The 14993-nt window shown below is 42.4% G+C and carries 10 protein-coding genes; 4 read left to right on the top strand and 6 right to left on the bottom strand.

From position 1 onward, the window contains the following. Positions 1–67: 67 nt before the first annotated feature. A complete protein-coding gene (locus FE394_RS11090) occupies positions 68–808 on the bottom strand; it encodes a Slam-dependent surface lipoprotein (RefSeq protein ID WP_319926453.1) in 741 nt (246 codons plus the stop codon). 462 nt (positions 809–1270) lie between these two features. Here FE394_RS11090 and FE394_RS11085 point away from each other — a divergent pair, with 462 nt between their 5' ends. Next, positions 1271–2035, top strand: a complete 765-nt coding sequence (locus tag FE394_RS11085) for a GNAT family N-acetyltransferase (RefSeq protein WP_319926452.1) — start codon at positions 1271–1273, stop codon at positions 2033–2035. 69 nt (positions 2036–2104) lie between these two features. Here FE394_RS11085 and FE394_RS11080 read toward each other — a convergent pair whose 3' ends face one another. The 5 genes from FE394_RS11080 to fdhD all read right to left on the bottom strand — a co-directional run bounded on the left by FE394_RS11080 (position 2105) and on the right by fdhD (position 10139). Continuing rightward, positions 2105–3289 carry an MFS transporter gene (locus FE394_RS11080; protein WP_319926451.1) on the bottom strand — a complete coding sequence of 395 codons (1185 nt, stop codon included), beginning with the start codon at positions 3287–3289 and terminating at the stop codon, positions 2105–2107. A 9-nt stretch (positions 3290–3298) separates the two neighbouring features. Further along, entirely contained in the window at positions 3299–6121 is a 2823-nt protein-coding gene (locus tag FE394_RS11075) for an aldehyde dehydrogenase family protein (RefSeq protein ID WP_319926450.1), read from the bottom strand. Positions 6122–6688: 567 nt separating this feature from the next. Next, positions 6689–8206, bottom strand: a complete 1518-nt coding sequence (locus tag FE394_RS11070) for a porin family protein (RefSeq protein WP_319926449.1) — start codon at positions 8204–8206, stop codon at positions 6689–6691. A 140-nt stretch (positions 8207–8346) separates the two neighbouring features. After that, the gene (locus FE394_RS11065) at positions 8347–9063 is read right to left on the bottom strand and encodes a Slam-dependent surface lipoprotein (RefSeq protein ID WP_319926448.1); all 717 of its coding nucleotides are present in this window, start codon (positions 9061–9063) and stop codon (positions 8347–8349) included. A gap of 245 nt (positions 9064–9308) precedes the next feature. Further along, positions 9309–10139: a formate dehydrogenase accessory sulfurtransferase FdhD gene (gene fdhD, locus FE394_RS11060; protein ID WP_319926447.1), complete on the bottom strand. Its 831-nt coding sequence runs from the start codon at positions 10137–10139 to the stop codon at positions 9309–9311. Between the two features lie 149 nt (positions 10140–10288). Here fdhD and fdnG point away from each other — a divergent pair, with 149 nt between their 5' ends. From fdnG to fdoI, 3 genes are read left to right on the top strand one after another with little or no spacing between them, the layout of a single operon-like run. Further along, positions 10289–13336 (top strand): formate dehydrogenase-N subunit alpha, encoded by a 3048-nt coding sequence (gene fdnG, locus FE394_RS11055; RefSeq protein WP_319926446.1) that lies wholly within the window; start codon positions 10289–10291, stop codon positions 13334–13336. Positions 13337–13348: 12 nt separating this feature from the next. Next, complete coding sequence (gene fdxH, locus FE394_RS11050) at positions 13349–14278, top strand: formate dehydrogenase subunit beta (protein WP_319926445.1); 930 nt, start codon at positions 13349–13351, stop codon at positions 14276–14278. Continuing rightward, on the top strand, positions 14275–14928 hold the full coding sequence (gene fdoI / locus FE394_RS11045) for a formate dehydrogenase cytochrome b556 subunit (RefSeq protein WP_319926444.1): 654 nt from the start codon (positions 14275–14277) through the stop codon (positions 14926–14928). Before fdxH ends, fdoI begins: the two co-directional genes overlap by 4 nt. Positions 14929–14993: the final 65 nt, after the last annotated feature.

Below are 14993 nucleotides of genomic sequence, written 5' to 3'. Positions count from 1 at the left end.
CTCACGTTATGAGAAATAAAAACAGAGAACAGCACCAAAATGGCGCTGTTCTCTGAAAAATTAATGGTTACTGTTTAGAACCACCGAAAGCGGTATCCTTGGAGCTATCATCAGCAAATGTGGCATATCCAGCCAAGCTGGCAGCACTGTCACCAAAGAAGTGGCCTTGAGTTATTCCGTTAAGATCACCGGCATTGGCGCTACCTTGGAACTTAGCATCAGCGCCGATATTGGCATCAATATCTATCGTCATCGCAGTATTTTCCAGTGAACCAACCAGAGTTTTGTCACCAAAATCGGCGGTAAATGTACCTGACAGAGCATTGTCACCGCTGTATTGGTTAATACCTGTCACGGTGTAAGTTGCTGTACCGTCGGTTGGGATATTGGTAGTAATATCCTTGCCGGCATAATAAACAGTGTGGGTGCTATCCGATGCCTGACCTGTCTGAGACCATTCACCGAAATACACATCTGCATTGGCAACTTTGCTGAAATGGAATACGCCCATACCACTGTGAGAGCCGGGTGCTCCTGCCATTGAGATATTGTGGATGCCATTGCTGTCGGCAGGTGCCATGCGAGTCAAACCGGCAAAGCCAGTGATTTGACCGCCATAAACGGAACTAACACCAATGCCGGGTTCGCCACTTTTGCCGCCATGTGGGCCTGAACCTGGTTTAGTTTCACCAACCTTAATGTGTGGCGTTGTTTCATCTTGGCTCTGACCAAATCCTACTGCGGCCTGAGCTTGTGCCATAAACCCTAAAGCGCCTAAAGCGACGACTAATACATTTAACTTTTTCATCATTATCCTCGTTTGAAATGGGGGATCCCTTATTACCCAATCTAAAAAACGGCCTGATTTATTGCGCCGGAAAAAAGTACATCGTTCAAATGATAATGTAAATGATAATTATTACCATTTGTTATCTTTTTTGTGGGGTTTTTAGGTCGAATTTTGTGTTTAATGTATTGAATAATTTGATTTTTATTTGATTGTAACAAGCGTGGAATAATCTATATTTTTTGTTGAAAATGTGATGTAAGTAGATTTAATTACCTAATATTATTGTGGTATTAATAACATAATTAGTCTTCAAAAAATTACATTTATAATTAATTCCATGTGGAAATATAAATAATTACATTATTAATCTATTAATATTAAACATTTCATTTTTTAGTCGGTAAATACGTATTTCTTGTCGTGAAATATAAATTTTCATTTGTCTGTTTTACAAAGAAAAAGTTTAATAGGAAATTGATTATGGAAGCAAAAATTATTATTCAATCGGCCGAAGAGAGAACCGATTTAGAAGAGGCGATCAGTTTCCTCATCGGGCCTAACTGGCCTGTATTTATGAATAATGATGCTGTAGCTGCACAACACTGGCATAAATTATATGAATCTGATTTCAGTCGTTTTCAGAAATTTGCCATTCTGCAACAGGGGCAGGAAGAACGGCTGATTGGTCTGCTGAATTCAATCCCTTTTCCTTGGGAAAACGCTCCGTTAGATCAACTACCGGATGAAGGTTGGGATGCTGTATTACGAGCTGGAGGGGAAGCAAAAGGAAAGAAAAGAGCTAATATGGTGTCAGCGCTGTTTGTGACGGTTGATCCCGAATTCAGGGGTAAAAATGTCCCCGCTTTATTAATTAATAGCGTAAAACAGACGGCTCGGGATGAAGGACTGGAGGGGCTGGTTGTTCCCGTCAGGCCGAGTTTGAAAAGTCAGTACCCTCTGCAAGATTTTGTTGAATATTGTGGTTGGAAAAATGACAAAGGTGAGCCGTTTGATCCGTGGATTCGCACTCATTGGCGTTTAGGAGCAAAGGTAATCAAGCCTGCTCTCCGCTCTCTGGATATTTATGGCTCTGTGGAACAGTGGCAGGAGTGGACTGGCATGAAGTTTCCGCAAAGTGGGGAGTATATCATTCCGGGTGGTTTGGTTCCGTTGGTGGTGGATGCCGAAAAACAGATGGCCTACTACATTGAACCTAATCTGTGGATGTTGCATGACCTTGATTAATCGACCAAACGTTCTGAATGAGTAACATATGATTACTCATTCATCTTTCTGAGAGAGTAACGGATATGCTTATTCTTTTGTTGCGGAGATTGTAAGCTGTTCCCCTCTGGGTATAGGCTTGTTAGGAAACCAGTGTGAAAGAATAAACAACAGCCCAACGGAAGAGAGAGTGATAATAAATCCTTTTTCGTCAAATAGATCCATCGCTATCCCTGTCACTAAAGGGCCGGTAAGGCTGCCAACTCCCCAAACAATGCCAAATAAGGCGTTTATGGCAATTAGCATCTGCCCTGAATATTTTTTTCCTGCTCTTACCAAAGATAAAGTATAAATCCCTCCGCCGAATGCCCCCATTACGATGACATCAATCCATAAAAAAATGGAATTTACTGTAAATGGTAATGCTAATAAGGAAAGAGTGAAAATTACGCCGCAAATAATATGCATTCGTTTCAAATCAGTTTTATCTGCAAGCCATCCGATAGGAACCTGAAAAATAGCGTCTCCTAAAAAGATTAATGTTATCAGCGTAATGGTGATTTTTTCAGGTATCCCTAACGATAATCCATACAGCGGAAACATGGAGAGTGCGACGGCATCAAAAGAAGAGAAACAAATGACGCCAATGATAAGACAGGGGGCTGACATGATGAGTGGAAAGATTGGAAACCCCCTTTTTTCTTCTTCTGTTTGTGACGATATGGAGGCAGAAGGATTTATCAGTATAAGAGCAATGCAAAGGAGGGAAAGCATGGACAATAATATTGCCGGAATGAATGAAATTATGCCAAATAGAGAAATCAGTAATGGCCCGAGCAATTGACATCCGGTGAATGCCGAAGCGTACAGCCCCATCAGTGTTCCTTTGTATTTGTCAGTGGTATTGGCGCTGACCCAGGATTCTCCGACAACGACAATGACACCACAGGCAAAACCCATCAGAAATCGGGGAAGGGCAAGGTAATAGACCTGATTTAAATAAGTAGAAAATACAGTAGAAACTGTAAGTAATAGTAAGCTAAAGCTCAGTAACTTATTTAAGCTATATAAACGGCTCAGAGTGGGAATCACCATGGAAGAAATAAGCATTCCTACAGCAGGTAGCGCTGATATTATACCCAGTAGTGTTGAGGTTTGCTTTTGCCCTGCCAGCTTTAAACTGACCATTGGTAGTGTATATCCCATCGCCAATCCTACGAGAGATGCTCCTAATATGATGGATACCATATATGATTTATTAAAGCTGGCTGTCATTTTATCTCTTTACCTGTTATGTGGTTCGACTAAATATTGATATATATCCCTTTGTGGTAATGTACTCCCGTTAATTCTATCTCCATCATACCAAAGGCACGATGCAGCAGGTCCCTGTCCACCATACGGAAGATAACCATGTTCTTCCATATGTAAATCAGTATTAGTCAGTATACTTTCAGGTCGGTGTAACTTTTTATTTAATTGCTTACTGATATAATCACTCGTGCCAAATAAAGAAATATACATAGCATTGGCAGGATAATTTGGATTAGAAAAATAGTCAGTTAAATCTTGATCTTTTTGGTATTTTTGTAAAAAGAAAACCGGAGCAAAGAATTCTTTATAGTTACCACCAAGAGAAAGGGGTTTTTCAAAGATAGTCGGCTTTATCATACCATTTATCGGGTTTATTTCTCCCCCATAGGTACAATAATCTCGGTTAGCTTTAAATACAGAGGCAATTTTTAGACTGTGATCTATGTCGCTGTTAGGGCCAACTATATTATTATGATCAGAGTAAGGCCCTATTTTGTCTTTAATATCAATTAAATCGGAAATCAGCCTGCTCCTGAATAAGTCATATATATCATTATGTACCAATATCGAGTTGGGACCAGCACAATCTTGTCCCTGATTATAAAGCACCACTCGTTTGGCACTTTCAATCGCTATATTGATGTCCGCATCTTTTGAAATGACGAGTGGATTGTGTCCAGCCCCGTTTAAGATAAATAACGTATTTTTTCTAAAGTGCTTGCGAACTTTAACTGCATTTTCAGGTGTTCCGGTGAATATAACAGCATCAGTTATTTTTACCCTTTCACTTAAAAACAGTTCTTTATCTTCATAAGAGATTGAAAATGATTCAGATATTTTCGATATATCAATGATATTTTCAAATTTTTTATAATGAGGGTGCATCGCTGTAGGCGGACGGATGCAAACATTTTCAGCCATGAGAGATGGAATGAAACCAAAACATACGGATGCGTAAATTGGTTGGTTAAGTGGCAGGAATGAAGTGACACCATAGATGTATTTTTTGAAGTACTCTTTATTTTTTTCAATATTATCAAGAATATCTATTGAGCGACAAATTTCATCTTCAGTAACGATTTTACATTGATATTCTGAAAATGCATCAATCAGAGAGGTGCTATGTTTTCTCAGCTCAAAAGATAGGTCTTTACATTTTTTATTGACTTGTTCGAAATCAATATTTCCAAATAACTTTGTCATATTTTGTGTATTCTCATTATTTTTATTCATTACAATGAACGTCTCTGCCTTTTCGACTTTTTCGTTTGTTTTTTTATTATCAAGGTTCGCTTTTTTGGGATGGTCAAAGTATTCAATAATATTTTTTTTGTCATTTATCTTTATCCATGTTTTAATTCTGGGACCGAAAGTTTCCCCAAAAAACCCCCTATAGAGTAACTCCCATATTTGTGAGTTTTTTTTCTCAGGGAAAAACTCGCTGAAAGAATTAGTTATGAATTTGAAGATATCTTCATCAGATGAAAACTTTTCTTGTTTTATGTAATTAGATATAAAGGAGAAGTAATTTTCTTCTATAGTGGTTACTAATCCTTTATCATTATGTTTATTCGTTTTCAAATAATAATTGTAACTAGTGGTTATCTCGCTTTCAGTGATAATTTCTCCATTTCGTCTATATAAATCAAGAAACTTTCTTGCGGAGGTGATACAGGTCGGTTTTGATGCGTGTAATATCCTTGATATCTTTTTAAAAGATAATCGTTTTTTAATTTTTTTCGAGATATTTACTTGGTCATTGAGTCTTGGGGATTGTTCTATATGAAATTTAGTGGACTTTTTTGGAGATTTTGCTAAATGAACATGGATAGCTTCTTGTGTGAGAAGATTTTTAGCATCATTGAGTGAGAAACCATTGCCTTTTGATTTAGATATTTTTTTTCCTGAAGCATCAAGGAAAAGTCCGTATTTATAAAGGCGTGGAGTCGGTTTATTCAATGTGGTGAAAATCTGCCCAGCAACAGTGGCTGAATCTATCAGATCTTCACCATGCATCTCAAAATGAATATTTCTATATAACAAACGCATACTCCAATCCGCTTTCCATTGAAGTTTTGCTTTTCCATTGAATACTGAAATGGTTTGTTTTTGATCTAATATCTCTCCCTGATAAAGTTCCCGGAGCTCTACACCATATTCATATCCGGGTTTATTAACTATTTCATCTGATGGAATGTAATAAGTGATTTCACCCTTATCGGCGTTTATATCTGTAATAACAATGTGCTCAAGTATTTTTCCGCTCAGTTCAGAAATAGGCATTATAATATTATAGGTTCTTTGTCTTAAAAAACCGGTGGATTCCTTACATATCTTGTTTATTGTAGAAAAATTATTTAGGAATAACTTAATTGAATTATTATATTCGCCATTTTTATAGCACAGAGAGTTTCTTACTAATTTACAATCTACATTATACTCTTTTGTGAGTTTTAATAATCGGGACTCAGCCATTTCTGAAAATGAGGAATATATGCCAAAAGGATCTGGTGTTTTATTGATGGGTAGTCCTAAGTAGCTTTTTAATTTATCTGGGCTGGGTATATTTGATGGTATTTTTCTGAATGGATCTAAATCATCTGAAATGAGGTAAAAATTAACCTTTCTACCTAGCCTGATTAACTCTTTTTGAACTAGACTTGTGCGAATTATTTCACAAAGTGTTCCTATGTGAGGTATGCCAGTCGGTCCAAATCCAGCACTAATGTTAATTGGTTCTCCATCCGGGATGGATTTATTGATTTCTAATGCTTGCTTGGTGTACCACTTCATAAATAACTGGCCCCCTGTGTATTTTTATCATTAGTTTAAAATGATAATTATCATTTTAAACTATTTACCCTATTTAAATATTTCCATTGTTTATTTAAAATTATTATTAGACTTAAATAAAGGTGCGCTTATTTTTTTATCCAGTCAATATGCTGCGGTAGATTTTTATACAACCCTGTGTGATTGTTTGTTTTTGTTATTGTATGAGTCTATAAATGGCGTGTAATAACTCCGCTATACATGGTGTTATTTAATGTCTTGTTATACATAGAGTTGTGAGTGGTATAAAGTGTGGCGCTATTTTGGGGCGTACTCATGATATTATTTATGATTAATTTATTTTGCGATATATAACCTGAAATTTTAAAATGGTTATTAATTTGTAAAATAAATTTACTTTATTTCTTTAGTTGATATTTGACTGGGAATATAAAAAAAAGGGGGGTGAATTTTATAGGATCTTTCATCTAACGCAAATACTATATTATTAAGCAATCTATTTTTTGGATATATGCCGAGTCTTCAACCGGATTCTGGCTGGGGCTGTAAGGGAGTAGTCAACCTCAGTTAAAAATATTTCTCCAGTTGTATCTGTATTTCGTTTTTATCATAGCTGTACAGCCAGCCCACATTGCTGCGATTGTGTCGATGTTGGAAAGTCAGAGAGGGGGTCATGCCCAATATTTTGGCATTTGGAAATTTAATGGAAGCCGTATAGATCTGTTCATTATCTTGACGCTTGGCTCCCAATAATGCGCTGTAGGCTTCAAAGCGTTGTTGTCTCAGTGTGGCAATCAGTGAGCCTTTAATGCCGGGATAGAGCTGTCCGGCTATTCCGGCACTCACTCCCCATTGTTGATAACGGTCTGCGGGTTGTTGGTTGTCTCGATAGACCCAGTTACCTCCGCCAAACAGAACAATGTTGTTGCTGATGATATGCGATAAGCTGAAATAGGATGAATAAAGTTCACCGTCTTTAAAACTATAACTCTGCGGATAACTCAGTCGCTTATTTGTAAGTTCCACGTTTAGGAAGGTTTGAGCGGTCATTGCCCACTGTCCCTCGATTTTGGCACCGATGGCATGGTATTCGGTCTTTCCAGCTCTCTGTTTATATTCAAACAAGGGGCCAACGGATAAGTCGTGCTCCCTGCTTTTATAGCTATAGCCACTGACCAGCAGGAATGTATTTTCGTTTCCGTCGTGATAATGGGGATAATTCTTACCATAAATCAGGCCACGGCCAAAAATACCGTGATGGCCGATAAGTGAGTAACGCCGACTTAATGTCGCATTATATGTGCTTCCCGACTCTTTGATGGGTTTTGGCGCATTCCGCTCAATTATGCACTTTCCCTCCTTAGTAAGAAGGCAGATAGCTTTCTGATTTGTAGACATATTTATATTATCGTCATAGGCATAACCGAATGAGAATGAACTGTGCCAGCTATTTCTCAGGGGAAGCGCCTGAAGGTAACGATCAATATTCTGCAAAACTATTTCTGGTAACTGGTGCTGTTCTCTTAATCCATTAAATAACTGTTCGGCTTCCCGATTTTTGTGATCTTCAAAATAGACACGAGCCAGTTCCAGTTTTATGCGTGTGAAATTCGGTTTTTGACTGAGGATTTTTTGATAATGGGAGGCTGAGAGTGCCAAATTTCCTTCGATACGAGCCAGTCCACCTTTAGCAAAATCGACGAGTAACGGATCGTACTCAGGCATTTTTTGATAAGCCACCAGCAGGTGTTTAACGTTTGACCACTGTTGATAGTTAATAGCAAAGTACAGAGCTTTAGCCGTGTCTTTAAGATTGTTTTCGATCTTAAGTTGTTGTCCGTGACCCGTGGCGGCTGAAGTACCCTCTTTTGTCGGAATGGCATCAGATATAATCAGGCTGGCTTCATTTTTTTGTTGGTTTTCTTGTTGATTGTACTGTGTTTCCTGCCAAATTCTGTGGCCACTTTCTTCATGGGCATCAGCATAAACTGCCGCGGAGTAAAATAAGATCAGCGGTGCCATTAATAAGGGCATTAATAAGGTCGTTAATAATATAGATATAGACGTTCTTCTCTTGCCAGTCATAGCAGCAACACCCGATCACAAAGCCCCTATTATTGGCAATCCAATTAGGTATCAGACCGCAATAAGCAGGGCAAAGAAAGTGAAGAAGATAAGGAGGAAACAGTGCCAAAAATGACACTGTTTGCTGGAAAAATTAGCTATTACTGTTTAGAACCACCGAACGCGGTATCCTTGGGTCTGTCACTGTCAAATTTGGCATACCCAGCTACAGCGAAAGCAGAGTCACCATAGAATTTCCCATCCGTCTGTCCATTGATACTATCATTGGCTGTGGCTTTGCCTGAAAAACCGGCATCGTCATTTATATTGGCATCGAGATCTATCTTTAATGAGCCATTACTCAGTGTGCCGTCCAGTTTTTTGGTATCAAAGTTTGCGGTAAGTGTGCCATTAAGGAGGTTATTGCCGCTATATTGGCTAAGACCTTTTACCGTATAGGTCGCAGTACCACCGTTTGGCAGGTTGGTTGTAACGTCTTTGCCTGTATAAAAAACAGTATGTGTGACATCTGATTTATCGGGGGTCTTTTGTGCCCATTCACCGTAATATACTTCCGTACCGGGAACCTGACCGACATCAATATATTGATGCTCAATATCACCATAACCGTCTTCATATTTGGCACGATAGATGCCATTACTGTCGAGCGTAGTGAATTCTTTCAATTCATCGAAAGTGTAGAGATTATTTTTTAGTAGGTATAGAGAGATACCTATGGCGGGTTTACCATCTTTCTCGCCTAGTATAAGGTGTGGGTCAGTCTCTGATTGGCTTATGCCATACCCGACTTTTGCTTGAGCCTGTGCTATCAATCCAAAAATGCCTAATGTAGCGATTAATATATTGATCTTTTTCATTAGCAGCCTCACTGAGTATAAAGAGTATTTTATCCTGTCATAAAAACGTCCTGAACTTTCTAAGTGAAAAACCCCATGAAAAAAGTACATTGAATAAATAGTTGTGTAAATTAAAAGTAACTCTATTGTTTATAGTTTGTTAATTACGAAGATCTCTAAAATCAAGACAGTCATTTATTGAATGGAAAGTGTTTTTTTGTTGAGAGGGAGGGGATAGCGAATTTCTGGATGTTTTACTGCTTCAATTAATCCACTAATCGTTGTGGATGGGTATACACAGTTGCTCTTCCGGGTTTGGAAAATCCGATTAGTGTCAGGTTACATTTCTGTGCGACTTCGATAGCCAGTGAGGTGGCCGCAGAAACAGCAAATAAAATTTCCACGCCACAATTGGCTGATTTTTGTACCATTTCATAACTCGCGCGGCTGGAAACCAAGACTGCCCCTTGTTGCCAGCCCGTTATGGCCCGCATTCCCAACAACTTATCCAAGGCAACATGGCGACCAATATCTTCACAACCGCCAAGAAATGTCCCGTCAGAATTTATCCAGCCTGCCGCATGGGTACAGCCAGTAAGAGCACCGATTTCTTGGATATGCGGTAATTGGGCAAGCGCGGCATCAAGGTGAGAGAGTGAAAATGTTTGGGTGAAAGGTAAGGAGGGAATTGGGCGAAAGATTTCTGTCAGTTGCTCAGTACCGCAGATTCCGCAGCCAGTTCTGCCAGCCATATTGCGCCGGCGTTCTTTTAATCCCGCAAAACGGCGGCTGGAAAGTTCAATATGTAACTCAATACCACCGTGGCAACTGGTGATGGCATCAATACCCCGGATTTCCTGAGGGGAAGTGATGATCCCTTCTGATAATGAAAAACCGATGGCGAAATATTCCAGATCTTTAGGGCTGGCCATCATGACGACATGTGAAATATGGTTATAAACCAGTGCAATAGGCACTTCTTCTGCTACCCAGTCTGGTTTGGCGCTGTTCAGGTTATTTTTTTGTTTTACATTGATGTGAAAAGCGCCGCAGATACCCTCAATGGCTAACTGATTTCCTGACCTTGTGTTATCCATTAGATGAATTTCCCAGCAGATTAATTCATAATACTGCCAAACCTTATCAGGTAATTAATCAGATCACACGAATTAATAAAAAAGCAAATGCACCGACGTTTTTTCGTCAGAAGGTGTTTAAATGAGCAATGTGAGTGAGGAGATCCCCCATGCAAGTCAGCAGAAGGCAGTTCTTTAAGATCTGCGCTGGCGGTATGGCGGGTACGACGGTAGCCGCGCTGGGATTTGCACCAACCGCCGCGATTGCACAAACACGTAACTACAAATTGCTGCGTGCGCGTGAAACCCGAAATACCTGCACATACTGTTCTGTCGGTTGTGGATTGTTGATGTACAGCCTTGGCGATGGCGCCAAAAATGCCAAATCTACTATTTTCCATATTGAAGGTGACCCGGATCATCCTGTAAACCGTGGTGCCTTGTGTCCTAAAGGGGCTGGTCTGGTCGATTTTATTCACAGTAAAAATCGCCTGCACTATCCGGAATATCGGGCTCCGGGTTCCAGTCAATGGCAGCGCATAAGCTGGAATGACGCTTTCGATCGTATCGCGAGATTGATGAAACAAGATCGTGATGCCAATTTCATCAAAACTAACCAAGATGGCGTTACCGTTAACCGCTGGCTGACAACGGGGATGTTGTGTGCCTCCGCCGCCAGTAACGAAACAGGTTATTTATCACAAAAATTTAGTCGCGCTCTCGGCATGCTTGCCGTAGACAACCAGGCGCGTGTCTGACACGGACCAACGGTAGCAAGTCTTGCTCCAACATTTGGTCGCGGTGCGATGACCAACCACTGGGTGGATATTAAGAACGCGAATCTGATTGTCGTGATGGGCGGGAATGCCGCTGAGGCTCATCCTGTCGGTTTCCGCTGGGCGATAGAAGCCAAAATTCACAACAACGCCAAACTGATTGTGATCGATCCCCGTTTTACCCGTACAGCATCTGTAGCGGATTTCTACACGCCTATCCGTTCCGGTACGGATATTGCTTTTCTGTCAGGTGTGATTTTATACCTGATGACCAACGAAAAAATTAATCGTGAATATGTTGAGGCTTATACCAACGCCAGCCTGATAGTACGGGAAGATTTCTCGTTCGATGACGGTCTGTTCAGTGGTTATGATGCGGAAAATCGTCAATACGATAAAACGACATGGAACTACGAGCTGGATGAAAACGGTTTTGCCAAACGTGACAAGACGTTGAGCCATCCGCGTTGTGTCTGGAATCTGCTGAAAACTCACGTTAGTCGTTATACGCCGGATGTGGTTACCGATATCTGCGGTACGCCGAAGGAAGATTTCCTTAAGGTGTGCGAATATCTGGCCGAAACCAGCGCGAAAGATAAAACCACTTCTTTCCTGTATGCACTGGGCTGGACGCAGCACTCAGTCGGGGCACAAAATATCCGTACCATGGCGATGATCCAATTGCTGCTCGGTAATATGGGCATGGCTGGCGGAGGCATTAATGCGCTGCGGGGTCATTCCAATATACAGGGCCTGACGGATTTGGGGCTGCTGTCGCAGAGTCTGCCGGGCTATCTCTCCCTGCCATCGGAAAAACAAACTGATTTGCACACCTATTTGCAGGCAAATACGCCAAAATCCACTGTGCCGGGGCAGGTCAACTATTGGGGGAATTATCCGAAATTCTTTGTCAGCCTGATGAAGAGTTTCTATGGTGATCATGCTCGTAAAGAGAATGATTGGGGTTTTGATCTCCTGCCAAAATGGGACAAGCCTTACGATGTCCTGCAATATTTTGACATGATGTCGAAAGGGGAAGTGAACGGCTATATCTGTCAGGGTTTTAACCCAATAGCATCATTCCCGAATAAGAATAAAGTCGTCGCTGCTTTGTCAAAATTGAAGTTCTTGATTACGGTCGATCCGCTCAGTACCGAAACGGCTTCATTCTGGCAAAATCATGGCGAGTTCAACGATGTCGATCCTGCCTCTATTCAAACCGAAGTATTCCGGCTGCCATGCTGCTGTTTTGCAGAAGAGAATGGCTCGATAGTCAACTCCGCACGCTGGCTGCAATGGCACTGGAAAGGGGCTGATGCACCGGGGGAAGCGATTGGGGATGGCGAAATCCTGTCAGGTATCTTCAAGCGCCTGCGTGATCTGTACCGCGAAGAAGGGGGTGCGGCACCAGAACAAGTCCTGAACATGACATGGGATTACCTCGAACCTGATAACCCGAAACCAGAAGAAGTCGCACAGGAAAATAACGGGCTTGCTCTGGCTGATTTGCTGGATAGCAATGGCAATGTACTGGTGAGAAAAGGGCAGCAGTTATCGTCTTTTGCGCAATTGCGTGATGACGGTTCGACCGCCAGTGGTTGCTGGATTTTCGCCGGAAGCTGGACGCCGGAAGGGAACCAAATGGCGCGTCGTGATAACGCAGATCCCTCCGGCATCGGTAATACGCTGGGTTGGGCATGGGCATGGCCGCTGAACCGCCGCATTCTGTATAACCGTGCATCCGCTGATCCACAAGGCAATCCGTGGGATTTTAAACGGCAGTTAATCGCGTGGAATGGTGATAAATGGGACGGTGTGGATATTCCTGATTATAGCAACGCCGCTCCGGGAACTGATGTCGGGCCGTTTATCATGCAGCCTGAGGGCATGGGGCGCCTGTTTGCCATCGACAAAATGGCTGAAGGGCCATTCCCGGAACATTATGAGCCGTTTGAAACACCGCTGGACACGAATCCGCTGCATCCGAATGTGGTTTCCAATCCGGCTGCCCGTGTGTTCAGGAGCGATTTTGAGGCGATGGGTAAGGCCGATAAATTCCCTTACGTTGGCACCACTTATCGCCTGACCGAGCATTTCCACTTCTGGACAAAACACGCCTTGCTGAATGCGATTGCCCAGCCGGAGCAGTTTGTGGAAATGGGTGAACGATTGGCGGCAGAAAAAGGCATTAAACAGGGCGATACTGTTAAAGTCAGCTCCAATCGTGGCTATATCAAGGCCAAAGCGGTGGTGACTAAGCGTATTCGTACTTTGCATGTCCACGGTCGTGAAGTCGATACCATTGGTATTCCGATTCACTGGGGCTTTGAGGGCGCGGCGAAGAAAGGTTTCCTTGCGAATACCCTGACACCGTTTGTCGGTGATGCCAATACGCAGACACCGGAATTCAAGGCATTTTTGGTCAACGTGGAAAAGGTGTAAGGGAGAAAAATTATGTCATTGCAATCTCAGGACATTATTCGCCGCTCGGCCACCAATTCACTGACTCCCGCGCCCCGGGTGCGGGATCACCAGCAAGAAGTGGCAAAACTGATCGACGTGACGACCTGTATCGGCTGTAAAGCGTGTCAGGTGGCATGTTCGGAATGGAACGATATTCGGGATGAAATCGGGCATAACGTAGGTGTTTATGATAATCCGGCTGATTTGACGGCGAAGTCATGGACAGTCATGCGGTTTTCCGAAGTTGAAGAACACGGCAAGCTGGAATGGCTGATCCGCAAGGATGGCTGTATGCACTGTGCTGATCCGGGTTGCCTGAAAGCCTGCCCTGCGGAAGGCGCGATTATTCAGTACGCCAACGGTATTGTTGATTTTCAGTCAGAGCACTGCATTGGCTGCGGCTATTGCATCGCGGGCTGTCCATTTGACGTGCCGCGCATCAACAAAGAAGACAATCGTGCTTATAAATGTACGTTGTGTGTTGATCGCGTGGGTGTGGGACAAGAGCCGGCTTGTGTGAAAACCTGCCCGACGGGTGCGATTCATTTTGGCAGTAAGCAGGACATGAAAGCGCTGGCGGCAGAACGGGTTGAGGAACTGAAAGGGCGTGGTTATGACCATGCCGGTCTGTACGATCCCGAAGGTGTCGGCGGTACACATGTCATGTATGTGCTGCATCATGCCAACAAACCGCAGCTCTATCACGGCCTGCCGGAAAACCCGACCATCAGCCCGACCATTACATTCTGGAAAGGTATCTGGAAACCATTGGCTGCAATAGGCTTTGCCGCGACCTTTGCCGCGTCTATTTTCCATTATGTGGGGATTGGCCCGAACCGTGTTTCTAAAGAAGAGGAAGAGAATGCCCTTAAGGATCTTGATTCGGACAAGGTAAATCATGAGGAGGAGAAGAAAAAATGAAAAAACGTAACGATGTCATTATTCGCCATTCTCCGATTGAACGAATGAATCATTGGGCGGTTGTTATCTGTTTCCTGTTCACTGCCATCAGCGGATTGGGATTTTTCTTCCCATCCCTGAACTGGATGATGAATATCTTCGGGACACCGCAACTATCGCGGATACTGCATCCGTTTGCGGGTTCGGTGATGTTCTTCCTGTTCATCTTTATGTTTTTCAGATATTTCAAACATAACATGATCGACAAGGATGACATTGAGTGGGCGAAGAATATTCACAACGTACTGCGAAATGAAGAGGCCGGAGATACCGGACAGTACAATCTCGGTCAGAAAGGCATTTACTGGGCGGTGAGTGTCTGTCTGTTCCTGCTGCTGGTCAGCGGTATCATTATCTGGCGTCCGTATTTTGCTGAGTATTTTCCTATCCCGTTAATCCGGATTGCCTTATTGGTTCATTCACTGGCAGCGATTGGCCTGATTCTGACCATTATCGTCCATGCTTACGCGGCGTTTTGGGTGAAGGGTTCAGTACGCGCGATGGTGGAAGGCTGGGTCACACGCGGCTGGGCGAAGAAACACCATCCGCGCTGGTATCGTGAAATCGTGAAGCAAGAGCAACAAAACGGGCAACAAAAAGAGAAAGAGTGAATTTGGGGCAGGGGGTTTTTGATATATCCCGCTTTCAGTTAATTTAACTTATAAGTTAAATCATG

This window comes from Xenorhabdus littoralis, assembly GCF_033949345.1.
Lineage (GTDB): Bacteria > Pseudomonadota > Gammaproteobacteria > Enterobacterales > Enterobacteriaceae > Xenorhabdus > Xenorhabdus littoralis.
Note: the sequence above shows the minus strand (reverse complement) of the source record. Positions and strands in the feature narration are given on the sequence as shown.

Bases quoted from the DNA above. Each gene is read 5' to 3' on its own strand.
- FE394_RS11090 (WP_319926453.1), bottom strand. From the start codon at position 808: ATGAAAAAGTTAAATGTATTAGTCGTCGCTTTAGGCGCTTTAGGGTTT.
- FE394_RS11085 (WP_319926452.1), top strand. From the start codon at position 1,271: ATGGAAGCAAAAATTATTATTCAATCGGCCGAAGAGAGAACCGATTTA.
- FE394_RS11080 (WP_319926451.1), bottom strand. From the start codon at position 3,289: ATGACAGCCAGCTTTAATAAATCATATATGGTATCCATCATATTAGGA.
- FE394_RS11075 (WP_319926450.1), bottom strand. From the start codon at position 6,121: ATGAAGTGGTACACCAAGCAAGCATTAGAAATCAATAAATCCATCCCG.
- FE394_RS11070 (WP_319926449.1), bottom strand. From the start codon at position 8,206: ATGACTGGCAAGAGAAGAACGTCTATATCTATATTATTAACGACCTTA.
- FE394_RS11065 (WP_319926448.1), bottom strand. From the start codon at position 9,063: ATGAAAAAGATCAATATATTAATCGCTACATTAGGCATTTTTGGATTG.
- fdhD (WP_319926447.1), bottom strand. From the start codon at position 10,139: ATGGATAACACAAGGTCAGGAAATCAGTTAGCCATTGAGGGTATCTGC.
- fdxH (WP_319926445.1), top strand. From the start codon at position 13,349: ATGTCATTGCAATCTCAGGACATTATTCGCCGCTCGGCCACCAATTCA.
- fdoI (WP_319926444.1), top strand. From the start codon at position 14,275: ATGAAAAAACGTAACGATGTCATTATTCGCCATTCTCCGATTGAACGA.